This window comes from Paenibacillus castaneae (assembly GCF_002884445.1).
Taxonomy (GTDB): domain Bacteria; phylum Bacillota; class Bacilli; order Paenibacillales; family Paenibacillaceae; genus Pristimantibacillus; species Pristimantibacillus castaneae.
The window spans coordinates 2,868,153-2,889,888 of record NZ_KZ614144.1; the positions used below are offsets into that span (position 1 = coordinate 2,868,153).

The following is a 21,736-nucleotide window of genomic DNA, read 5'->3' on the forward strand; positions in this document are numbered from 1 at the left end:
TATAATCAATCTAGATGAGAGGAGTGAGTTTTTTGGAAAATCAATCTCGCAACCAAGCTTCAAAAGGAAATGTGCCTCAGCCTATAAGGTTTGATGGTGCCGGAGCGACAGACAATGGCCCTAGGGACATTATGCGGGATAGGGAGAACCCTGACATGCTGGTTCCCCCCATTACGGATTCAGGCTTGATTCCTAACTTGAAATTTTCTTTCTCGGATACTCATATGCAGTTAAACTATGGGGGATGGTCCCGTGAAATCACCATAAGGGAACTGCCGATCGCGACTACTCTTGCAGGAGTAAATATGCGCTTAACTCCGGGTGGTGTGCGAGAGCTTCACTGGCATCAGCAAGCAGAATGGTCATTTATGCTATTAGGGAGAGCGCGAATAACTTCGGTTGATCAAGATGGACGAAATTTCATTGCCGATGTTGGACCAGGTGATCTCTGGTATTTCCCTCCAGGAATACCGCATTCGATTCAGGGGCTGGATGAAGGATGTGAATTTCTGCTTGTTTTTGATGATGGTCATTTCTCGGATTTGAATACATTATCGATCTCCGACTGGTTTGCACATACTCCCAAAAATGTACTGTCTGCTAATTTCGGAGTACCCGAAAGTGCATTTGATCGTATTCCGTCTGAACAAGTATATATATTTCAGGATAGCATTCCCGGATCGATAGAGAGTCAGAAAGTACAATCTCCTTATGGGACTATTCCGCTAAGCTTCAAGCATCAATTGATGGCGCAAGCGTCTATTAAAACGTCTGGAGGAAGCGTTCGAATAGTGGATTCTTCCAACTTTCCTATTTCGAAGACGATTGCGGCTGCACTGGTTGAGATAGAACCAGGCGCAATGAGGGAGCTGCATTGGCATCCTAATAATGATGAATGGCAATATTACCTCTCCGGACAAGGACGCATGACCGTATTTGCGGGAAACGGTGTAGCAAGAACATTTGATTATAGAGCGGGCGATGTTGGTTATGTCCCCTTTGCTTTTGGCCACTATATTCAAAATACCGGAAACGAATCATTATGGTTTTTGGAGATGTTCAAGAGTGACCGATTTGTTGATATATCGTTAAATCAATGGATGGCGCTTACTCCTCACGCACTGGTTCGAGATAATTTACACGTGGATTCCGAATTGCTTGACGCACTAAGGAAGGAAAAACAGCCAGTCGTTAAAAATAAGGAGTAATTCAGTTAGGGCTGCCAGTTGGCAGCTCTTTTTAATAAGCGATGATAAAAATAAATTTTGAAACCTTGTAAATGCTAAAACCGTCTATTAGATAATGAAATCAAATAGGGGGTACTTGTTTGCGAATTGTTAAACATATCATTCTATGGTTTTTTTGTATCATTTGCTTCACAATAGCAGCAGTCAGCTTAGAAATGCTGGAAGGGTTCAAGATCACGACAACTGAATATTATGGTCTTCGAAATTTAGGGCTTAGTTTCATTTTTATGGTATTCCTAGTATCGTTAATCTTATATCCGATTTTCCTATTCCCTTTATCTTGGGTCATTCGTTTCTTTGTGAAATCTTTAGTTGGAAAGGTATTCATTTTTTCCTGTTTAGGTGTAATAGGTGGGATATTGCTATTCCATGAGTTATATGACGATTATTTTGTCTTGGAATATGTCCTCAACATGAGAAGCTCTATTCTACTATTTGGATTTTTTGGATTCATCTATGCCTTGTTGGAAAATTACCTTCATAATAGTCAGGAATCGCGGTCTTAAATGGTTATAGTTAAATCGTATCTTTTCCCTAAGCATCGTACCTTTTATACTAAAACATATATATAATATGCAGGAAATTGAAATGATGAGTCTGCCGGAAGTCGTAGATGGACATCCCTTTCTACGGCTGTTTACGTATGATTTCATTTTATTTATCAACAAGGAATGGAGAATTTCGGAATGCACAGAATCGAGTGGGAAAAGAGGAATAACCATAAAGGAAGCATCATATGGTTAACGGGTTTATCCGGCTCTGGCAAAACAACGTTAGCTTGCGAAGCAGAACGTGAACTAGCGAAGCGAGAAATCAGATGCGTTGTGATCGACGGAGATCGCTTGCGGCAAGGGCTGAATCAAGACCTCGGCTTTGCAGAGGAGGATCGAATGGAGAACATGCGCCGCGCTATGGAGGTTGCAGTCATGTTCTTGGAAAAAGGGTTTGTCGTTCTTGTGCCGATGATTTCTCCTTATGAATCGTTCAGAAACTACATAAGGCAGCAGTTTCAACCCAATGATTATGCTGAGATTTATGTGAAATGCTCACTGGAAACGTGCGAACAACGAGATCCGAAAGGGCTGTATAGCAAAGCTAGAGCGGGAGAAATTAAAGATTTTACAGGGATCGATTCCCCTTACGAGCTGCCTATGCTGTCTGATATGATCATTGATACGGATCAGTACCCGATAGAGGATTCGGTAAGAGCACTTGTTACGTTCATCGAATCTCGTATTAACAAGATCAAAATGCAGTAAGATATGAGGAGGACTCTGTGGCTATTAGAATGTCTAAACTGTTTGAGGAAAAACTTGTTGATCTAAATGGATTTAGCTTATATTCCGAAACTTATGGTGAAAACAAAGGTAATCCAACAGTTATTATGGATTCTGGTTACGGAGATGATTCGAAAGTTTGGAATCTTATCGTTCCTGAAATCGCGAAATCAACTAAAGTACTTGTTTATGATCGAGCTGGATTAGGGAGAAGCGAAAAAAGCCCAAATCCTCGTACGACTAAAGAAATGGTGAATGAATTGGATCAACTTTTAACAGCCTCTAAATTAAAACCTCCGTATGTATTAGTTGGTCACTCATTCGGAGGAATAAACGTTCGGATGTATGCCTCGCAGTTTCCTGAAAATGTGAGTGGCATTGTTTTGGTTGACTCAACACCAGAAGACTATAGGGATAGATTTCTTCCGTACATGTCCAAGGAATTTCAAGAAGCTTACAATAATCAATTTGTTTCTGAAAGTACATATGATGAATTTATGGATAGTTTATATCAATTAAAACAAAATAAAAGACATCTTGGAAGCATCCCTTTAATTGTAATATCTGCTGGAAAGAAAGCTCATTACTCCAAGGAAGCACAAAAATTGTGGCATAAGCTTCAAACGGAAATGCTCGAAATATCTGAAAATAGTGAAATGATCATTGCACACAATAGCACGCATTATATTCAGAACGACGAGCCTCATATCGTAATTAATGCAATTAAAAAAATGTTAAAATCTGATTGCTATTAAACTTCTAGTTTAAAAAAAGGAGCATAGAAGATGTCGGATTATTATTGGGACAAACAGATTGAATATTTAAGAAATACTCGAGGGTTGTATTACAATGATGATTATTTAGAGTTTTTGGTAAAATCGGTCTGGAAGATAGATAAACCGGTGAATATGATCGACTATGGGTGTGGCTATGGATATGTGGGGTTGAAGCTGCTGCCTCTTTTACCTAACGGATCAACCTATACGGGAATGGATAAGGGAAGCGATTTAATAAGTAAGGCGAAAGAGGTTTTTCGAAGTCTGCCTTATACGACTGAGTTTTTCGTTAGTGATATTGAAGAAATTAGTATAGATCGAAAGTATGACATAGCCTTGTGTCATGCATTTCTACTACATATGACGGATTCGAAGAGAGCTCTTCAGAAAATGATCGATAGTGTTGTAAATGACGGAAGGGTGATTTGCTTCGAACCCCATTGGATTGCAAATATGTCTAATTACAATCTAGATGATCAGGAGCAGTCTAAATTAATCCAGCTGGGCATATTGCAAAGGCTGTACGAGAAAGATTTCGGAAGAACGGGTAAGGACGGCAATATTGGAATGAAATTACCCTTATATTTAAGTGAATTGGGTTTGAGTAATGTGGAATGCAGAGTAAGTGATAAGGTTAATTTTCTAGATCCAAACATGGATATGCCGAGTAAGGAAAAACTTTATAGTTCTTTAATTGAGGAGGGATTAGGAGAATTACCTGGAGATTCAGATGAAGTGATCCATAATTTAATTAATCGGGGATTATCCCACGATGAAGCACGGAATCAATATGAGGCACAATTATTATTTTCGAAGCTGTTTGGAATATCTTCTTCTTTAACCTATGCTCCTAATATGAAAATAACTTTTGGTAATGTGAAAAGATAATGGTATAAGAAGTGTCCTCCACTCAGAGTTACTTCTTACATTGTAATTGACAGAAAATTCTTTAAACTATAGAATGGAAAAAACTTATCCAAAAATGCGAAGAAGAGGACAATTAGAATCCGGGAGCTGCACAGAGAACTGCTGGTAGGTGCGAAGCAGTCAGTGACGGGATTTGAAAAATCACCTCAGAGCAGGTCTCCGAAACTTAAAGTAGGCGGACCCGGAATCCTACCGTTATAAAGGAGCATCATTGTAGGATGATGGCAAAGAAGGGTGTATTTCGTTTACACCAATCAGGGTGGTAACGCGGATCAACTCCGTCCCTTATGGGACGGAGTTTTTTACGTCTTCACACAAAAACGAGGAGGAAGAGTATGTTAGAAAATCTTGTTCAGAATGATCCTGTTTTTGGAGGAAAACCGTTTCTAAGCAATGAAGTTCAGTACAATTTAGTACATCGTATTACAGAATCAGAGCATTCATTATGTCTAAAAACACCCGATGGCCAAATGATTTTTACTCAAACGCCCGGACACAACGGCTGGTTGTGGATTTCAAAGGAAGTGAATGTCGACGAAGAGAAAGCTATGATGAAGGAATTAATCGATCATTTGAAAGATCATCGTTTATCTGGAGTAACTGGTGATATTGAAACCGCCAAAAAATTTGCACAAGATTATTCAAAGATAAATAACCTCCATTATGATACCAAAATGAATATGGAATCTTATTTTTGTCCTATCGTTAAAAAACCTACGAATGTTAGAGGGGAAATACAACGAGCTATGAGTCGGGACATTGAAATAGTAGCTCAGTTTATGGCCGGATTCTCAGAAGGAGCATATGGCATTTCAGTTGATCCAAAAAGTCAAAGACCAGCTGCTATGGAGGCAATTGATGCAGGCAACCTATACCTTTGGATTGTAGATGGATTTCCTGTATCGATGGCTAACATTGCACACCGTTCACCAAGACATGGACGAATCAATGCTGTATTTACACCGCCATCGATGAGAAAGAAGGGGTATGCAAGTGCAATTGTGGCTGAATTATGCTTGCTGCTAGAGCGTGAGCATTTGATACCTATGTTGTATGCGGATTTAACAAATCCGGATTCCAATAAGGTCTATAAAAATATTGGATTTGTGGAGGGCGGGCAAATCATGGACATCAGATTTTCTGCTTTATGATTGGTCCATGACTTAATGAAATTAAACAATTGACCATAATTGACAAAATACTTTATGTGTAATATTCTTACAACAAATAACATTCGTGCGATGATGAAGAGAGTAAACATAAGGGATTCTCAGAGAGCTGATGGTTGGTGCGAATCAGTGTAGAAATTATGTTGAATTGGGCTTCTGAGCATCCAGACCGAAAATGATTTTGTAGGCTCTGGCGAAAGTCTCATCGTTACAAGAGACACGTATTAAAACCTAGTTTAGATACGTTAAAGTGAGTCCGTCTGAAACGGGCTAATGAAGGTGGTACCACGGGGTTTCCCGTCCTTATACAGGACGAGAAACCTCTTTTTATTTTATAAATGAGGAGTGTTAGTGATGGCAAATAAAATTGTTTTAACCGGCATTAAACCGACGGGAAAGGTTCACATCGGTAATTATATCGGTGCAATAAAACCGGCGCTGCAACTCGCTAACCATACTGATTACACATCGCTTTATTTTATAGCAGATTATCACGGATTAACATTTATTCAGGATCGAAATGAGTTTAATCAGTTATCATATGGAATTGCTGCTACTTGGTTGGCTTTGGGTTTAGACCCAGAGAAAGTTGTCTTTTATAGACAATCAGATGTGCCTGAGATTTTTGAATTGAGCTGGATTTTATCTTGTACAGCCTCCAAAGGACTAATGAATCGTGCCCATGCCTATAAGGCTATCAGAGACATGAATGAACAAAGCGAAATAGATCCCGATACAGGAGTAAATATGGGGTTATTTACATACCCAATACTAATGGCTGCAGATATTCTTCTCTTTCAGTCTGATCTCGTTCCAGTGGGTAAAGATCAAATACAGCATGTTGAAATAGCACGAGATATTGCTGAGAGCTTTAATCGTACATTTGGAGAGGCATTCAAACTGCCTCATTATTTAGTTGACGATAATACTGCTGTAATTCCAGGTCTCGACGGTAGGAAAATGAGTAAAAGCTACAATAACACGATCCCCTTATTCGAATCGTCAGATATGTTGTCGAAACTTATTAATAAAATAAAAACGGACTCCATTCCTCCAACTGAGCCGAAAAATCCAGATAGCTCAAGTATTTTCACTTTATATTCGGAGTTTGCGGAACAAGATCAAGTTGCAAGAATGAGAAACAGATTTGAAAGTGGAATTAGCTGGGGAGAGGCGAAGAATGAATTATTTCAGGTAATGAATTCATTCTTGGAGCGACCTCGCAATAAATATGATGAGCTCCTTGCCAATCCAGAACAAATTGATGCTATTCTTTCCCATGGAGCTCAGAAAGCAAGAGCTATAGCGGCTCCTTTATTAGAAAAAGTGAAAAAACAAATTGGACGATATGTTTAAGAAATTTTTAATGAAAATGGTTAGTTTAATGATTATGGCAGGAAAAAGAAGGGGTTTTTCTAAATCCTTCCGAATACAATTGGAAACGAAATCATGATTCATTTCGTTGCTCAGAGCCATCAAAAGGTCAAGCGTGCAATAATTTGAACGGTCGTGTTCCAATTTGAGAATGGAGTGTGATGAGATGGAAAAAATGGAGTTAAAAAATGCATTAGAAACAAAGTATCCACATAAACAGGCTTTGTTGAAACGAATTGAATGCGTCTACATCCCAGTAACAAATGCTGAGACGGCAAAAGAGTTTTTTATGAAACATGGATTAATTACGTTATCACCCAAAGGGAATGTGAAGCTTGCTTCTGGACAAGGTATATATTTCTTGGAGACAAGAGAAAAACAATCTTCGAATTTTGTGACACATGATTGGGATGAGAATAATGAAGAACATGAAATGGAAGCCATTTGTTTTGAAGTGAACCAAATAAATGAGCTTTATAGGCAAATGAAGGATAGTGGTGCAAGGGTATCCGAGCTTAAGGATAGTGGCAGCTGTGGAGGATCATTTTATTTTTTTGATCCAGATGGAAATAAGTATACGGCATGGCAAAACGTATAACATGTATTAAATGATACTTCACATTTATCCGAATTGTGCTCAGGATAAGTGGGAGGAGGGGATTATGCATGCATACTGCTTATTCGGAGTTATTGATAAGCCAGTTGACAGGTAACTTAAGTGAAGATGTTTCTAATTTCTTATCCAGAAATGGCTGTGAACAGACCGCTCTTCATAGCTTGAAGGTTGGGGGTGCAGCGAAGAGAATTGCAATAACGTTTGGTGCTGACCCTATTGAAGCTGAGTATGCGGGTTATTTACACGATATTAGTGCTGTCTTTCCGAATGAAATTAGAATTTCTATTGCTCGTCAGCTAGGAATTGAAATTTTACAAGAAGAAGAAATATTTCCGATGATCATTCATCAAAAAATATCACAAAGTATGGCTCGGGATTTATTTAATATCAAAAATGACGCCATTTTGAACGCAATAGGCTGTCATACAACATTGAGGAAGAACTCAACGCTTCTGGATAAAGTTTTATTCGTTGCTGATAAAATAGAATGGGACCAACATGGAATTCCTCCCTACATCAAAGAAATAACGGAGGCTCTTGAGAAATCTATAGAAATTGCCTCTTATTCCTATATTAATTATCTTTGGCAGAAACGCGAAACATTAAGAGTGATACATCCATGGTTAAGAGATGCCTATTATGAATTAACTAATGAAGAGATCGACAAAGTAGGAGGCGGAATCATTGAAAACCATTCAAAAGATGTTTGAACATTTATATTGGGCTAATGAACGTATTTTAGAAACATTGCAAAAGAACAACGTTGAGGAGCAGCAGCTGCGTTTATTTACTCATATTTTAAATGCTGAACAGGTATGGCTAACTAGACTACAAGGAATGGACAGTTCGCAAATGCCCATCTGGTCGGAAGGTGATCTAACAGTCTGTGCAAAACTTATTAAACAAAATGAAGAAAGCTTCAAGGCATTTCTTACTGAAATAGCAGAAACTGACCTGGATAACTTAATAACATATACAAATAGTACAGGAAATACGTTTACGTCTTCTATAAGAGATATTTTAACTCATGTAGCGCTTCATGGTCAGTATCATCGAGGACAAATTAACTCGCGACTTCGAGCAGAAGGTTTTGAACCAATTAGCACTGATTATATTATTTTTGTAAGATAGCGTACAACCATATCCTCACCGAGTCTATAAATCTGAAGGCTATGGCGAAGACTAAACCACTCCATTTTCAGGAGTGGCTTTGTCTTTCTAAACTGATGTATTTTTTGAGGTCAAAATGTACTTTGGGTTTAGATAAATTACAGTGACCCGAATCTTTTTTTTGATACTCAACACGTAGAAGCAGCACTAAAATTCCCCGCTGAATGTCAGGAAGGAATATTCATAGCGATCTGAATGTTTTGCAGATCTAACTGAATTTGCTCGTTAACATTGTAAGGGTGATATAAGCCTCGTTGCATCATGTAGCTGGTGATCATCTCATGAGTGTCGATGGCTTCCTCAAGCTGTTTAACTAAAATCGTTTTGATTTCAGGAGTGGCACATTCTGTGACGGCCATAGCGTAGTTTCTGATCGCGCTTTTGGCGTTAATGAGAAAATCCATTGCAATGACTTCATCCGTTAATGTGTTCATTCCCGTCATATGTTCCAAGATTGGGTTCATCCTATCAACTCCCTTGCTGTGATTTAGACAGCAGTCCACTGAGTTCTTGAAGCTGCTGCGTGGATAACTGAATGTCATGTTTTAATATTTGCTGCAGCTCCGGGTCTGACACTAGAACCTGCATGGTTTTGGATTTCGTCATGCATACCGTTTTGAAAGCGGCTACTTCATGAACCTCCAGAGTTTCGTGTAAGGCGTATGTCGTATTCAATTGGATTTCCTCCTGTATCAAATCATTAATCACGGCTTCAGAATAACTTTGATGCAATCGTCCGTCTTCGTGTCGAACACCTCATATCCACGTGTCGCTTCACTTAGTGGAATAACATGTGTTACAATATCGCCTGGATTCACTTTGCCTGAAGTGATCAACTCGTACATATACGGCATGTAATGAATAACCGGAGCTTGACCGGAACGAATGTTAACGTTGCGCTGCATAATGTCGCCAAGCGGAAATCCATTATAGCGTCCGCCATATACCCCTGTGATTTGGATCGTTCCACACTTGCGGACAGCCTGGGATGCAATGACCAAGGGACCCAGTGTTCCCCCTTGCAGTTTCAATCCGCTTGCAAGAAATTCAAGATCACTCATTTTGCCATCCATTCCGACCGCATCAATCACGACATCGGCTCCGCCTTTGGTGATTTCCTTGAGATGGTTGCCGATATTTTGCTCTTGCTCGAAATTGACAATTTCCACATTATTCGTACGCTTCGCATGCTGTAATCGATAATCAACATAGTCTACAGCTATGACCCTCTTTGCGCCTTTCAGCCAGGCAAACTTCTGAGCGAGAAGTCCCACCGGGCCGCAGCCAAGCACGATCACTGTATCTCCGTTCTTCACTCCGGAGTTATCTACGCTCCAAAACGCCGTCGTCATCGCATCAGCTATCAGACAAAGCTTTTCGTCTGGTTCCTCACAGCTTTCGGGAATTTTGAAGTGGGTAAAATTGGCGAAAGGCACACGCAAATATTCGGCTTGTCCGCCAGGATAACCGCCGGTCGTTCCAGAGTATCCAAAGTAAGCACCCATATCCCCGTTCTCGTTCGAATTGTCACATTGGCTTTCCAGTTGGTTTTTGCAGTAAAAGCAATCTCCACAGGCAATGTTGAACGGGATAATTACCCGGTCGCCTATCTTTAGTTTAGTAACTCCAGGGCCAACCTCTTCTACGATCCCCATAGGCTCGTGTCCGATAACATAATTTTCCTGAAGATTGGGTATCATCCCGTGAATAAGATGGAGGTCAGATCCGCAAATAGCCGTACTGGTCATTCTTACGATCATATCGTCAGGCTTCTCAATCTTAGGGTCCGGCACTTCTTTAACGACAACATTCTTAATCCCTTGATACGTTACGGCTTTCATGCATAATTTCCCCCAATGTGTTCATCTGGCGTACGATCGAACATCCCTTTGCGACTTGTATCCTCAGGGAACAAATTCATTTGTCCGATCATGACCGTATTTTTCGCTGAAAGCTGGTCCAACTGGTACTGTTCATTGAGCTCATAAGGATGAAACCATTTCTTGCGCATCATTAGATCGGAAATTTCCTGGTGCATAGCGATTCCTTGCTTTAGTTGATTGCGCAGCAAAGCTCTTGCATCCGGCGAAGCCGTTTCAGTAAGGGCAATCGCCGTATTTCTTACTCCCTCTTTGGCACGCATAAGGAAGTCCATGGCAAAGGTCATATCTGCCATTTCGGGCATATTTAATGCATTTATAGGGTCTAAATAATCGTTATTCATTTGATTTTCCCCTTTAGTTTAAGATAGGAGTGGGACGATTTTGAAGGAGAGGAGCTTGGAAAGGTGCCCTTGCATAAATGGCTTGCAAATCAGCGATAGCTTGGATGGATTGCACGACATCTTTTTGCATTAAATTTTTGAGCTCTTGGTCAAACACGATACCTTGCATAAGTTTTGATTTAGCTAAACAGAGCGTTTTAAAATTAAGCGCTTCGTGAAGCTCCATTGATTCATGCGGGGCTAAGGTTTGTGTATGCATAGTGAAATAATTACCTCCATATTTTTTTCTGAGATAGTTTTTCCTAACCCTTTTGGTTTATGCCAAAATCACATGATCCGGAGATAAAGACCTCCGGATTTTCATAATGGCGTAATATTTCGAAACCTATAGTAAAATACTGATGGCTGGAGAGGAGCGGTTCAGCTATTGTTGAGTTGGTAGGTTCAACGCATTGGCTGATGTTTGTGCTTGATCTAAAAATTCCTCTGCCTGAGTTATTTGCTTACGCGCATCTTCCAAAGCTTGAGGGTTTGTTGCTGCTTGACTAACTGATTGGATAGCCTGATCTAAAGCCGTTTGCACTTCAGAAACAGCGTTTTGTGCATGTTGCTCAAGTTCGTTTCCTCTGGAATGAAGAGCGGCATCCGCAGCTTTTCTTGAATCTTTAGTTGCAAGATCTATTTTGTCATTATTAGGCAAGGTTATTCCTCCTCCCTTAATCTCTGTGATGGATTTTAATCCAAATATTATTATGAGAAAGAGATTCTTTTATTATTCCTGAAACGCGGCCAAAGCACAGTCTCTCTAATAAATATTAGGAAATAAGGGGTTGAAGAGTGATCTCAGTCTTTTTATAATTTAATATTGTTTCCAACTGGAAACGAACTGATCTTAACTGATGAGGGAATTGAGTTTTAGGTTTTAAGTCAACCGGTATAATGCCGTAAAAAATCAAGTTGCCTTTTCTTTATTATGATTTTTTGATATTATTATTGTAACTTATTAAATACGTTTAATAAGTGTCGCGCTAAAAGGTGGTGATTACAGTGAATGAGTTACTTTCAAATCCAAAAGAGATAAAGCAGGTTATCCTTCGGGGTATACGAGCAGCTCTTCTAGCACTTGGAAGTGCTACGAAGGTTGAATTAAGTCACAAATTGGGTATTAGCTTCCCCACCATAAGTAAGTTTCTCACCCAAATGGAAAAGGACGGGGAGCTGCTATTAGTTGGAATCGATGATTCTAGCGGCGGAAGAAGAGCAAAAAGATATGCATACAATCCAGAGTATATGCTGGGTTTAGCTATTTTTTTGGAAAAGACAGAAACAAACTACACGATTTTTAATTGTCTGGGAGAAGTGAAGGAACAAGGGAATACTTCGAGTGTGTTAATGGATGACGTTAACAGCTTAGCGAAGCATATTGAAAACATTATTGAAAATTATCCGAAGATCAATTCCTTGTCTATTGGCGTACCGGGTTCGGTCAAAAATGGTCGAATTATTTATATACCAAGCTATGAGCAGTTTCATGATTTTGATATGAAAGGATACTTCGAAGATCGTTTATCTATTCCTGTCGTTGTAGAAAACGATATGAATGCTGCCGTCCTTGGATATAACGATAATTGGGGAAATAAAGACCAATCATCATCCTTGATCTATCTATACTTAGGCCAAAATGGTCCGGGTGCCGGCATTATGATCAATGGAGATGTGGTTCGAGGTAGTACGTTTTTCTCTGGGGAGGTTTCATTTGTCCCTCAGTATGATGATAGAAACTTTCTGCAAGCTTTAAACAATGGAAGCGGAACAGCCAATCTTCGTGAGGAAAGTGAGATTGATGCTATTAGCCGGTTGGTTGCTTCGTTCTCAGCTATAGTGAACCCACACACGATTATCTTTTGTAACGATGAATTGACCGAATCAACGATCAACCAAATAGCAGTTAGAAGTGCAGTATATATTCCGGCAGAACATCTTCCAGAACTAATAAAAAGCGACTGGAAACAAGATTATTTATATGGATTACAGAAGCTCGGACTTGATCTTATGATCTCTGGAACAAGAATATAGTATGAATATTAGGTTTCTTATTAAATAAATACAAACAAATACTAGGAGTGGTTCGGAGTGAAATCAGAAAAAGAGAAAATGATAAATGGAGAGCTTTATCATGCTGGAGACGAGGTTTTAGTAAAGGAGAGACTAAACGCTCGAAGGCTTACCCGGTTATATAACCAAACACTAGAAACGGAAAATAGCAAAAGAACGGAATTACTTAAAGAATTGTTTGGTTCGACTGGTAACCATTTATTCGTTGAACCAACATTTCGTTGTGATTATGGCTATAACATTCATGTTGGCGAAAACTTCTATGCTAATTTTGATTGTGTGTTTTTGGATGTTTGTGAAATCCGGATAGGTGATAATTGCTTCATTGCACCAGGAGTGCACATCTATACGGCGACTCACCCATTAAATGCACAGGAAAGAATAACGGGTGCAGAATTCGGGAAATCCGTAACAATTGGACATAATGTATGGATAGGCGGGAGAGCCGTCATAAACCCAGGCGTTAAAATAGGCAATAATGTCGTAATCGCTTCCGGAGCAATCGTTACCAAAGATGTACCTGATAATGTAGTAGTAGGTGGAAATCCCGCGAAGGTAATAAAACAAATTGAAATATTGATGAAATAAATTAAGGCCTACGAGACGCAACAGAGCGTTCCCGTAGGCCTTACCTCTAAGCTCACCTGATTCTCCAATAAAACCCAGTTATTAGATCAAATGAGGTATAATTGATCCATTGGAATTATGAGCAGAGGTGCTCAAGAGCAAAACATTTTTTTGAAATTAGCCTGCATTCTCCAAATATAGATTCAACATAGGGGTGGTAAAAGAATCAAATTTATCATTGTCATCTAAGTTAATCCATGCAATTTCAACGATATCTTGGTTATATTCGTTCACTGTATCAAGAAAAAGTTCTCCGCCAATGATTTCGGCTAAATAAGTGTATTTTTCGTTCTTTTCATGTAGTAGTTTTGTTATCCGAACGTCATATCCAGTTTCTTCTTTTACTTCTCTGATACAAGCTTGTTCAGAGGTTTCGTTATCTTCGATGCCACCACCTGGAAAATTCCAAACGAGGTCCCCTCGTTGGACAAACTGCTTGACCATCAATACACTATTACCTTGAACGATTATTCCTTGAGCAATCATTGGTCGAACCTCCCGTTTTGGATTAGCAATTACGCAGATTTGAATGATTGTGTGGTTGTATGATTAAGTATCTTACATTCTTATGTTTGCTAAGTTGTTTATCCAGTTGTTTGTACAATTCTAAGAAACGGAACCACTATTATAACATACACCTATGATAGCAAAAAAAATTCAGAATAGAGCATAAATAAAAGAATTAACTTCAGAAATCGCCGCGTTAACGACCCGCTAAATTAGATAGGATACCACTTCTATTATCTGACGCACTTCGTTTTGACTACTTTCAACAATCTTTTATATCAACCTCAAAGAAGGTGATTACATTGCGTTTAATTTACCGCTTAACTGATAGTGATTTCTTACGTGGAGCCCCTGAATTCATCAATACGGTTTCTCGATTTGCTTCCAGAGGCGTTCTAATTGATAACCATAATAATGTTGCAATGTTGTATATGTCGCGAATGGATCTTTATAAACTACCTGGCGGTGGAATCGAGAAGGGTGAAACGAAGGAAGAGGCCTTTTTACGTGAAATAAGGGAGGAAACAGGCTTCTCTGCTGAAATAATTGGTAATTTAGGCTACATCGAAGAGCATAAGAACAAAAATAATTTCTTTCAATATTCCTATTGTTTTGTAGCAAAAGCGATTAAAAAAAATAAAGATATCAATTTAAGCGACGATGAGATGAAAAGTGGAATGGTTGTCGAATGGATGGCAATAGAGAGGGCATTAGAAAAAATGAATGATTCCATTCAGAGCTGTGATGATTACTCATCAAAATTTATGATTTTAAGAGATCAGATTGTCCTTCAAGAAGCTGTTAAATTGTTCTTTCTAGGAGTGAAATAGTTAAAAAGGATGATTATAGTTATTTCTTTTCTCCTTACCTTTACAATAATTCTAAACGGTTGCAATGATACAATCACAGACAGCATTACAGATAAGAAGATAAAGGCTTTAGAGAACTCGGATCAATCCTTAACGAAGAAGAAAGTAGAAACAGATGGTATGGTAGTGAATGGTTATGATTCGCCTCATCCTCTCGGAATGAATCAGGAAGTGTTGGTCGATTATGATTACTATGACAAAAACGAAGTTTCCCGTGGTGATATTGTTGTTTTCAAGACAAAGAACAATATAAATCAGGATACGGATATTGCAAGAATTGTAGGTCTTCCTGGTGAGACTATAATTATAAAAAAGGGTCAGGTTTATATTAATGGAAATAAATTAGACACGTTCTATGGAAAAGATTACTCGACCCAAACCAATGACTCAATGGATATTCCCTTACAATTAAATGAAAAAGAATACTTTATCTTGGCAGATATCCGCTGGAGAGGTATGAACGACAGTCAATCAGCAGCTGGATTTCGAAAAGAAGAAATAGTAGGGAAAGTAGTCGGATATTAGAGATGAGTGAAAAAATGCAATTGCTGTAGTGTTTAAAGCTATACATTAGGATACTACATGCAGTAATGTTGATGTAGTAAACGTAACTGCCAACAAACGGGGGAAATCATCATGAGTAAGATTGCTAAAACACCACAACCGCCTTATTTTGCTGTGATTTTTACATCTGAACGTACAGATGGGGATAATGAATATGCGGAAATGGCCGACGAAATGGAGAAGCTTGCATCCGTCCAACCAGGGTTTCTCGGCGTAGAAAGTGCTAGAGAAGGAGTAGGTATTACTGTATCCTATTGGGAATCGCTTGAAGCGATACAAAAATGGAAACAAAACGAACGACACTTAGTAGCTCAAAGAAAAGGTATTTCTGATTGGTATCTGACTTATAAAACAAGAGTTTGTAAGGTTGAACGAGATTATGGATTTGAGAAAGTCTAAACATGCCGAATATGGTTTAATCACTAACTCAATTAGAGCATAAATTTAATCATCATCATCATCAATAAACGTTGCTGCCAGATCAGATTGGCAGCAGCGTTTATTGATGTGTAGTAATTTTTAATTATAATTGAGTGTAATCAACCAAATATAGAAATATGAAGTATAATTTATATATATTGTTACATAGTTAGAAATCGACTAATATATTTAATCGCCGTTATGGTTTCTGTATTCCATAGAGTCTAAGGTGGTCTATATGAATATGGTGTAAGGGCAGGTGATTATTAATGAATTTACAGCTAGCCGAAAATCAAGTGAAAGAGTGGGCCGAAGCAAATTCATATTCTTTAGGACTAATTCGCTCGAAAATAGAAGCGAAGTATATTTGGAATCCAGGAGGATTTGTCAATCAGTCCTTCCGTTTATCTGATGGAGAAACCATTCGGCATTTAAAACTCGTGCAGGAACGAAATGCTCCTCGTCTTAAACAATGGGCCTTGCTAAGTAACTATCTGACTAATAATTATAATGCGCCTCGACTTATTAGAGAGGTGTCACAAGAAATCATTACAGGTTATTGTTACGGTTTAGTTTTTGAATTCATTAAGGGAAAGCCACTCAGTTCCTTTTCGAATCCAGCACCTGTGATTGAAAAAGTACTTCACGCGCTAAGCCGATTACATAAGGATAAGAACATCAAAACGGTAATGACAAGTGTGCCCACAAAGCCAACTTACTCAGATGCTTTTATTGAGGAATACATAAATCGATTTGAAGAAGATTTACAGGTCATTCGAGCTGAGAAACATTTACTTTACTTCGTGACAGAAGACACTTTAAATTGGTTTGAGTCAGAAATTGAAGAATTAAGAAAGATAGTAAAGGAAACGCCTTCTTTTCAGAAGAAAGCGACTGATGTGGTTCATAACGATCTGAACTGGGAAAATGTCTTAGCAAATGATAATTTTGATTTTTGGATTATCGACTGGGATAGTCTAGCAGGAGAAGGGGATGCAGCCATGGATTACTCTGTCCTGCTGTGGCCGTTGTATCATTCAGAAGATTGGGCACATTGGAAAAATAGGCTAATCGCCTCAGCAGGTGAAGAAGTTTTCGAAAGGGTTGCGATTTATTTTAGAGCGAAGCTTCTCGATGATGTGATAGATGTTCTTGCTGATTACGTTGATGCTGAGAATGTACCCGAAGTGAAAGAAATGACTCAGAAACGGGCGAAAGAAATACATCTTCGTGCGTACTCTGAATATGTAAGCCTATATAAATGACGTTCTGAAAGGACGAATCCATGTGATACATAGTTATGATTTTAAACAGCAAGATCACTATCGAGCCAGTTTCAATCGCCTTTCCCAACTCGTTTTTGGCATTGAATTTGAAGCTTGGTTTCAAAAAGGATGCTGGGATGATGACTACATTTGCCACTCAATCGTTAGTGATAACGAAATCATTGCGAATATTTCTGTAAGCAGGATGAACTTGGTCGTCGAAGGCGTGACGATGAACGCGATACAGATCGGTACGGTTATGACGCATCCCGAACATAGGGGTAAAGGTTACTCCAAACAGTTAATGGAATATGTACTAAAGACGTACGAAAAAACATGTGATGTCGTTTTTTTATTCGCAAATAGCACTGTGCTCGATTTTTATCCTAAATTTGGGTTTAAAGCAACAGATGAATCTCAATTTTTTATAAATGTTAATACAACTTCAACCAAAGAAGTAACTTTAAACAGATTAAATGGTTCGAGGGAAGAAGATTGGAACTTGATAAAAAATATTGTTCAATCCCGACGACCAATATCACAACGGTTCGGTGTTACTAACAATCAAGCACTTTTTACATTTTATGCTTTGAGCGTTTACCCAGAGTGTTTATATTACTCGCCAAAAGACGATGCCATTATTATTTACGAACATGATGGTGAAGTGCTTCATCTATATGATGTCGTTAGTACTGAAGAGATTGATTTAGAGTATTTGATAGTCCATATTGCTGCAAAAGAATCACGAAAAATCAAGTTTTATTTCACACCTGATCAACTGCTAGACCAAGTGTACATGGCGCCTTTTGATAAAAAGGAAGACGTTTTGTTCGTGAAGTCAAATTCTGATTTAAGTCATATTCCGCCTTTTTGTGTGCCTAAGCTTGCTCATGCGTAGGTGAGTTATTGTGAAACAGCGTCAATCACATTCCATAATGAACATCAGATTATGAAATAATTTCAAAAATTAAGGTGTCTACAACGATTTAGTGTTAAATTATGAAACTAACTCGAAACCTAGCTTGTTTTAAAAACGTATGCCATTGACAATGAGAATCGTTATCGATATGATAGGTTGTAAATAATAACCTTGTAGGAGGTACTTCAATGTTCATCCAAATGAGATCGATTGTTGTAGAGAAGGGCAATTCCGAGCAGGTTGTGCAAAATTTCAGTAAAGAGGGCCATATTGATGGAAAAGAAGGCCTGATCGACATTAACATAATGGTCAATCGGAAATCAAAAGAGTCCGAGGAAGTAGTCATCATGATTCGTTGGGAATCAGAAACTGCCTGGAAAAATTGGGAGAAGGACCCCGTCCATATTGCTGGGCACCGCAACCGCAAGAATGAGGAAAGACCAGCTTACATCATCGATTCATCAGTAAATATGTATGATGTGAAAAAAATAAAACAAGGCACATTTAGTAAAGAAACAGCCGTTTAGATAACGTATCATAATCAAGCTGCTTCTGCTCGTTTATCATTTAGAATCTTTTATATAAAAACAACAACCGCCGGCAAGCGTATGCTCCGGCGGTTGTTGTTGTTCCTTTCTTTAATAGCAGTAGTAATTTTTCCAAATGTCTTTTGATTCCAAACACAAGGCATCCCATGCTTTGTCGTGCATCCAGTTTTTACTGTCAAAACCAAGGAACCAATCAAACCAACCCGTTTTGACCGGTTTGTTGTTATTGTTATTATTGTTTGAATTACTCGGCGGGCTGCTTGGACTTTTTGGTGATGTAAAGAAAGATAAAATACTTGATAAAATGCCTTGCTTATTATCTGACGATGCTTTGCTTGATGATGCAAATGCAGAAGTAGGTACCATAAACATACTAATCAGGATGGTCAGACATATAATTTTCTTGTATTTGGACATGACATTAACACCCCCCAAAAAAATTTATTAAGAACAATTCGTTCTTTATAAAGAATATTATAATAGATCTGACCTAATGTAAACGTATTATTTTATTGAAATAGATATGTGTGTAAAGCTGCAGTGTGCAATCATTTGGGGGCAAAAGAAGAAAGAAAAAATGGAGAAGCCGGAACATTCAAAAGGCCCGCAAATGGGGCCTGTTGTTGTATTATTTTTAAGGGAAATCACGGTTGTTTACAGGAGGTTAGTTTAGCCGCCAAATTAGTAGCCTTTACCCCAGCCGCCGAATATGCCGCAACTACAAGCAATGATTACTAACAAAATGAAAAGGACCAGAATTATACCAGTGTTATTAAATGCTCCACCAACGTAACCTGACATTTTTCAATGCACCTCCTTACTTGTTGAGTACATTGTATAATATGCACAGCAGATCCTACATGTTTGGGTGTTTATCCCGGAGAAATAGAGTAACGTTCATTCAACTAAGGAATGTTCATTTGGTGAGCTCATCCATGAGACGCACAAACTTTCCGACTTAATAAAAGGAAATTCCCCGCTAAAACTAAAAATACATCTCATTTTTTTCTCATCCGCTCATCATTTTTTCTAATAGATATCATCATTTTTTATAATGAAATTACGAAAATCAGGGTGAATACCCCTGATTTCTTGGGTTTTGAGTTTAAATTAGAAAAATATGTAATTGAAGAGACGAAAACGCTCTAAAATCCTCATTGATCGTTTCCTCATATTGTGTTAGTTTGATAGTCGACAAAGGTTTATATTGAGGGTTTAAAATAAGGAAGATTTTATGTCTATGAGAGGTGGATTTTGTTGCAACTTCAAGTAACGAACAGTCCCTTTAATCAGGAGCAAGCCGAGCTTTTGAATCGTCTTCTGCCGTCATTAACGGAGACACAGCAAATATGGCTCAGCGGCTATTTGACCGCATTACAGAAAACAGCGGCAGTAGGCCCGATTGGCGCTGAACTGCAAGCAGCAGTCGCAGTCTCGGAAGTATTATCCCCGATCAGCCAACCGGTTGGTTCACGGGAAGTAACGATATTGTTTGGTTCCCAAACCGGAAACTGCCAGCGATTAGCGGGCAGCTTGTCCCGCAAGCTGGAAGAACGCGGATTTCAAGTAACGCTTTCTGCAATGAACAGCTTTAAGCCAAACGGTTTGAAGAAGGTCGAGAACTTACTTATTCTGGCCAGTACCCACGGTGAAGGGGAACCGCCTGACAATGCAATATCTTTCCATGAATTTTTGTATAGCAAAAGAGCTCCTCAATTAGATAATCTGTGGTTCTCTGTGCTATCCCTTGGTGATACTTCATATGAGTTTTTCTGTCAAACTGGCAAAGATTTCGATCAACGCCTCGAGGAAATCGGAGGCAAACGGCTTAGTCCGCGTGTCGATTGTGACCTGGATTATGATGAGCCGGCAGCTGAGTGGTTTGAGCAGGTTTTAAGCGCTTTAAATGAACGCTTGAATGTATCAGCAGTGGCTGTGACTGAAGCAGCGGCAGGCGCAGCAGGCAGCGCTTTAGCGGTGGAACAGTCGGCGTACTCGCGTACCAATCCGTTTAAAGCAGAAGTGCTTGCCAATATAAATTTAAATGGCCGTGGTTCAGACCGGGAGACCCGTCACCTTGAGCTGTCCCTTGAAGGCTCTAATTTGCAATATGAACCAGGTGATTGTCTAGGTATCTATCCGGAGAATCATCCTGAGCTTGTTGAGAAGCTTATTGAAGCATTGGGCTGGAAGGCTGATGAGATTGTTCCTATAAACAAGAAGGGCGAGGAATCTTCCTTACAGGATGCGCTAACACATCATTACGAAATTACAGTGTTGACGAAGCCATTAATGGAGCAGGCTGCTAAGCTTTCATCCAATGATTCACTTCGTGATCTGCTTGCTGCAGGCAATGAGCAGAAGCTTAAAAGCTATGTAGAGGGTAGAGATTTACTGGATCTTGTAACAGATTTCTCACCATGGCAAGTATCAGCACGTGAATTTGTGACTATACTCCGGAAGCTTCCGGCGAGACTTTATTCTATTGCGAGCAGCAACAAAGCGAATCCTGACGAAGTACATCTGACAGTAAGATCCGTTCGCTATCAGGCTCATGGCCGCGATCGTTACGGCGTCACGTCTGTTCAACTTGCAGAGAGGGTACAACCTGGCGATTCTCTGTCCATCTATATTCAGAATAACCCGAACTTTAAGCTTCCAGCTAATCCGGATACACCGGTTATTATGATCGGTCCTGGTACAGGCGTTGCGCCTTTCCGTGCTTTTCTGGAGGAGCGCGAGGAGCTAGGATCGGAAGGAAAATCATGGTTGTTCTACGGAGATCGCCATTTTGTTACAGACTTCCTGTATCAGACAGACTGGCAGCGGATGCTTAAGGATGGAGTGCTGACACGCATGGATGTTGCATTCTCCCGTGATACGGATGAGAAAGTCTATGTACAGCATCGTTTGCTCAAGAATAGTCGTGAGGTTTATGAGTGGCTGCAAGAGGGAGCACATGTTTATGTATGCGGGGACGAGAAGCATATGGCACATGATGTTCAGGCTGCACTTATAATGATTCTAGAACGTGAGGGCGGATTAAGCCCAGAAGACGCATCGGCGTACTTAGCTGAATTGCAGCAACAGCAGCGCTACCAGCGTGATGTGTATTAATCATA

Annotated in this window: 26 protein-coding genes and 2 other annotated features; of the genes, 18 read left to right on the forward strand and 8 right to left on the reverse strand. The window is 39.3% G+C overall.

The features are described from left to right. Positions 1 to 32: 32 nt before the first annotated feature. The 9 genes from CEF13_RS12655 (at position 33) to CEF13_RS12700 (ending at position 8,517) form a co-directional block, all read left to right on the forward strand. The gene (locus CEF13_RS12655; RefSeq protein ID WP_243864445.1) at positions 33 to 1,208 is read left to right on the forward strand and encodes an oxalate decarboxylase family bicupin; all 1,176 of its coding nucleotides are present in this window, start codon (positions 33 to 35) and stop codon (positions 1,206 to 1,208) included. A 725-nt stretch (positions 1,209 to 1,933) separates the two neighbouring features. After that, the gene (cysC, locus tag CEF13_RS12665; protein ID WP_243864446.1) at positions 1,934 to 2,506 is read left to right on the forward strand and encodes an adenylyl-sulfate kinase; all 573 of its coding nucleotides are present in this window, start codon (positions 1,934 to 1,936) and stop codon (positions 2,504 to 2,506) included. Between the two features lie 29 nt (positions 2,507 to 2,535). Next, entirely contained in the window at positions 2,536 to 3,279 is a 744-nt protein-coding gene (locus CEF13_RS12670; protein ID WP_102716360.1) for an alpha/beta fold hydrolase, read from the forward strand. 30 nt (positions 3,280 to 3,309) lie between these two features. Then, positions 3,310 to 4,188, forward strand: a complete 879-nt coding sequence (locus tag CEF13_RS12675; RefSeq protein WP_102711020.1) for a class I SAM-dependent methyltransferase — start codon at positions 3,310 to 3,312, stop codon at positions 4,186 to 4,188. 90 nt (positions 4,189 to 4,278) lie between these two features. Next, positions 4,279 to 4,516, forward strand: a binding site (T-box leader). A 46-nt stretch (positions 4,517 to 4,562) separates the two neighbouring features. After that, complete coding sequence (locus CEF13_RS12680; protein ID WP_102711021.1) at positions 4,563 to 5,378, forward strand: GNAT family N-acetyltransferase; 816 nt, start codon at positions 4,563 to 4,565, stop codon at positions 5,376 to 5,378. A gap of 81 nt (positions 5,379 to 5,459) precedes the next feature. After that, positions 5,460 to 5,704 (forward strand) — a binding site (T-box leader). 46 nt (positions 5,705 to 5,750) lie between these two features. After that, a complete protein-coding gene (locus CEF13_RS12685) occupies positions 5,751 to 6,752 on the forward strand; it encodes a tryptophan--tRNA ligase (RefSeq protein ID WP_102711022.1) in 1,002 nt (333 codons plus the stop codon). A 184-nt stretch (positions 6,753 to 6,936) separates the two neighbouring features. Beyond that, on the forward strand, positions 6,937 to 7,368 hold the full coding sequence (locus CEF13_RS12690; RefSeq protein WP_102711023.1) for a VOC family protein: 432 nt from the start codon (positions 6,937 to 6,939) through the stop codon (positions 7,366 to 7,368). Positions 7,369 to 7,436: 68 nt separating this feature from the next. Then, on the forward strand, positions 7,437 to 8,096 hold the full coding sequence (yqeK, locus tag CEF13_RS12695) for a bis(5'-nucleosyl)-tetraphosphatase (symmetrical) YqeK (protein WP_102711024.1): 660 nt from the start codon (positions 7,437 to 7,439) through the stop codon (positions 8,094 to 8,096). Next, positions 8,071 to 8,517, forward strand: coding sequence for a DinB family protein (locus CEF13_RS12700; protein WP_102711025.1), 447 nt, complete (start codon positions 8,071 to 8,073; stop codon positions 8,515 to 8,517). Before yqeK ends, CEF13_RS12700 begins: the two co-directional genes overlap by 26 nt. Positions 8,518 to 8,723: 206 nt before the next feature. Here the strand turns inward: CEF13_RS12700 and CEF13_RS12705 are convergent, their stop codons facing one another. The 6 genes from CEF13_RS12705 to CEF13_RS12730 form a co-directional block, all read right to left on the reverse strand. Next, complete coding sequence (locus tag CEF13_RS12705; RefSeq protein ID WP_102711026.1) at positions 8,724 to 9,020, reverse strand: spore coat protein; 297 nt, start codon at positions 9,018 to 9,020, stop codon at positions 8,724 to 8,726. 4 nt (positions 9,021 to 9,024) lie between these two features. Beyond that, complete coding sequence (locus tag CEF13_RS12710; RefSeq protein WP_102711027.1) at positions 9,025 to 9,231, reverse strand: hypothetical protein; 207 nt, start codon at positions 9,229 to 9,231, stop codon at positions 9,025 to 9,027. A gap of 29 nt (positions 9,232 to 9,260) precedes the next feature. Next, complete coding sequence (locus CEF13_RS12715) at positions 9,261 to 10,397, reverse strand: zinc-dependent alcohol dehydrogenase (RefSeq protein ID WP_102711028.1); 1,137 nt, start codon at positions 10,395 to 10,397, stop codon at positions 9,261 to 9,263. Then, positions 10,394 to 10,780, reverse strand: a complete 387-nt coding sequence (locus tag CEF13_RS12720; RefSeq protein WP_102711029.1) for a spore coat protein — start codon at positions 10,778 to 10,780, stop codon at positions 10,394 to 10,396. Before CEF13_RS12720 ends, CEF13_RS12715 begins: the two co-directional genes overlap by 4 nt. Before the next feature lie 13 nt (positions 10,781 to 10,793). Further along, positions 10,794 to 11,039, reverse strand: coding sequence for a spore gernimation protein GerQ (locus CEF13_RS12725; RefSeq protein ID WP_102711030.1), 246 nt, complete (start codon positions 11,037 to 11,039; stop codon positions 10,794 to 10,796). 165 nt (positions 11,040 to 11,204) lie between these two features. After that, a complete protein-coding gene (locus CEF13_RS12730) occupies positions 11,205 to 11,480 on the reverse strand; it encodes a hypothetical protein (protein ID WP_102711031.1) in 276 nt (91 codons plus the stop codon). Between the two features lie 347 nt (positions 11,481 to 11,827). On the opposite strand from CEF13_RS12730, the gene CEF13_RS12735 reads away from it, so the two are divergent. Next, complete coding sequence (locus CEF13_RS12735) at positions 11,828 to 12,856, forward strand: ROK family transcriptional regulator (RefSeq protein ID WP_102711032.1); 1,029 nt, start codon at positions 11,828 to 11,830, stop codon at positions 12,854 to 12,856. A 57-nt stretch (positions 12,857 to 12,913) separates the two neighbouring features. Beyond that, positions 12,914 to 13,483, forward strand: coding sequence for a maltose acetyltransferase domain-containing protein (locus CEF13_RS12740; protein WP_102711033.1), 570 nt, complete (start codon positions 12,914 to 12,916; stop codon positions 13,481 to 13,483). A gap of 156 nt (positions 13,484 to 13,639) precedes the next feature. On the opposite strand, the gene CEF13_RS12745 is transcribed toward CEF13_RS12740, so the two are convergent. Then, positions 13,640 to 14,008 (reverse strand): NUDIX domain-containing protein, encoded by a 369-nt coding sequence (locus tag CEF13_RS12745; protein WP_102711034.1) that lies wholly within the window; start codon positions 14,006 to 14,008, stop codon positions 13,640 to 13,642. A gap of 323 nt (positions 14,009 to 14,331) precedes the next feature. Between CEF13_RS12745 and CEF13_RS12750 the strand changes: the two genes are divergently transcribed. The 6 genes from CEF13_RS12750 (at position 14,332) to CEF13_RS12775 (ending at position 18,593) form a co-directional block, all read left to right on the forward strand. Then, a complete protein-coding gene (locus CEF13_RS12750; protein WP_102711035.1) occupies positions 14,332 to 14,859 on the forward strand; it encodes an NUDIX hydrolase in 528 nt (175 codons plus the stop codon). Between the two features lie 9 nt (positions 14,860 to 14,868). Next, positions 14,869 to 15,423, forward strand: coding sequence for a signal peptidase I (gene lepB / locus CEF13_RS12755; protein ID WP_243864448.1), 555 nt, complete (start codon positions 14,869 to 14,871; stop codon positions 15,421 to 15,423). Positions 15,424 to 15,534: 111 nt separating this feature from the next. Then, the gene (locus CEF13_RS12760) at positions 15,535 to 15,861 is read left to right on the forward strand and encodes an antibiotic biosynthesis monooxygenase family protein (protein ID WP_102711036.1); all 327 of its coding nucleotides are present in this window, start codon (positions 15,535 to 15,537) and stop codon (positions 15,859 to 15,861) included. A 290-nt stretch (positions 15,862 to 16,151) separates the two neighbouring features. Beyond that, on the forward strand, positions 16,152 to 17,147 hold the full coding sequence (locus tag CEF13_RS12765) for an aminoglycoside phosphotransferase family protein (RefSeq protein WP_102711037.1): 996 nt from the start codon (positions 16,152 to 16,154) through the stop codon (positions 17,145 to 17,147). A gap of 22 nt (positions 17,148 to 17,169) precedes the next feature. Continuing rightward, positions 17,170 to 18,045 carry a GNAT family N-acetyltransferase gene (locus CEF13_RS12770; protein WP_166742773.1) on the forward strand — a complete coding sequence of 292 codons (876 nt, stop codon included), beginning with the start codon at positions 17,170 to 17,172 and terminating at the stop codon, positions 18,043 to 18,045. Between the two features lie 209 nt (positions 18,046 to 18,254). Further along, entirely contained in the window at positions 18,255 to 18,593 is a 339-nt protein-coding gene (locus tag CEF13_RS12775) for an antibiotic biosynthesis monooxygenase (RefSeq protein WP_102711039.1), read from the forward strand. Positions 18,594 to 18,704: 111 nt separating this feature from the next. Here CEF13_RS12775 and CEF13_RS12780 read toward each other — a convergent pair whose 3' ends face one another. Next, on the reverse strand, positions 18,705 to 19,031 hold the full coding sequence (locus CEF13_RS12780) for a hypothetical protein (protein ID WP_102711040.1): 327 nt from the start codon (positions 19,029 to 19,031) through the stop codon (positions 18,705 to 18,707). Positions 19,032 to 19,871: 840 nt separating this feature from the next. Between CEF13_RS12780 and CEF13_RS12785 the strand changes: the two genes are divergently transcribed. Beyond that, positions 19,872 to 21,731, forward strand: coding sequence for an assimilatory sulfite reductase (NADPH) flavoprotein subunit (locus tag CEF13_RS12785; protein WP_102711041.1), 1,860 nt, complete (start codon positions 19,872 to 19,874; stop codon positions 21,729 to 21,731). Positions 21,732 to 21,736: the final 5 nt, after the last annotated feature.

Bases quoted from the DNA above. Each gene is read 5' to 3' on its own strand.
- CEF13_RS12780 (WP_102711040.1), bottom strand. From the start codon at position 19,031: ATGTCCAAATACAAGAAAATTATATGTCTGACCATCCTGATTAGTATG.
- lepB (WP_243864448.1), top strand. From the start codon at position 14,869: ATGATTATAGTTATTTCTTTTCTCCTTACCTTTACAATAATTCTAAAC.
- CEF13_RS12675 (WP_102711020.1), top strand. From the start codon at position 3,310: ATGTCGGATTATTATTGGGACAAACAGATTGAATATTTAAGAAATACT.
- CEF13_RS12715 (WP_102711028.1), bottom strand. From the start codon at position 10,397: ATGAAAGCCGTAACGTATCAAGGGATTAAGAATGTTGTCGTTAAAGAA.
- CEF13_RS12775 (WP_102711039.1), top strand. From the start codon at position 18,255: ATGTTCATCCAAATGAGATCGATTGTTGTAGAGAAGGGCAATTCCGAG.
- CEF13_RS12685 (WP_102711022.1), top strand. From the start codon at position 5,751: ATGGCAAATAAAATTGTTTTAACCGGCATTAAACCGACGGGAAAGGTT.
- CEF13_RS12690 (WP_102711023.1), top strand. From the start codon at position 6,937: ATGGAAAAAATGGAGTTAAAAAATGCATTAGAAACAAAGTATCCACAT.
- yqeK (WP_102711024.1), top strand. From the start codon at position 7,437: ATGCATACTGCTTATTCGGAGTTATTGATAAGCCAGTTGACAGGTAAC.
- cysC (WP_243864446.1), top strand. From the start codon at position 1,934: ATGCACAGAATCGAGTGGGAAAAGAGGAATAACCATAAAGGAAGCATC.
- CEF13_RS12705 (WP_102711026.1), bottom strand. From the start codon at position 9,020: ATGAACCCAATCTTGGAACATATGACGGGAATGAACACATTAACGGAT.
- CEF13_RS12745 (WP_102711034.1), bottom strand. From the start codon at position 14,008: ATGATTGCTCAAGGAATAATCGTTCAAGGTAATAGTGTATTGATGGTC.
- CEF13_RS12720 (WP_102711029.1), bottom strand. From the start codon at position 10,780: ATGAATAACGATTATTTAGACCCTATAAATGCATTAAATATGCCCGAA.
- CEF13_RS12760 (WP_102711036.1), top strand. From the start codon at position 15,535: ATGAGTAAGATTGCTAAAACACCACAACCGCCTTATTTTGCTGTGATT.
- CEF13_RS12680 (WP_102711021.1), top strand. From the start codon at position 4,563: ATGTTAGAAAATCTTGTTCAGAATGATCCTGTTTTTGGAGGAAAACCG.
- CEF13_RS12765 (WP_102711037.1), top strand. From the start codon at position 16,152: ATGAATTTACAGCTAGCCGAAAATCAAGTGAAAGAGTGGGCCGAAGCA.
- CEF13_RS12670 (WP_102716360.1), top strand. From the start codon at position 2,536: ATGTCTAAACTGTTTGAGGAAAAACTTGTTGATCTAAATGGATTTAGC.
- CEF13_RS12725 (WP_102711030.1), bottom strand. From the start codon at position 11,039: ATGCATACACAAACCTTAGCCCCGCATGAATCAATGGAGCTTCACGAA.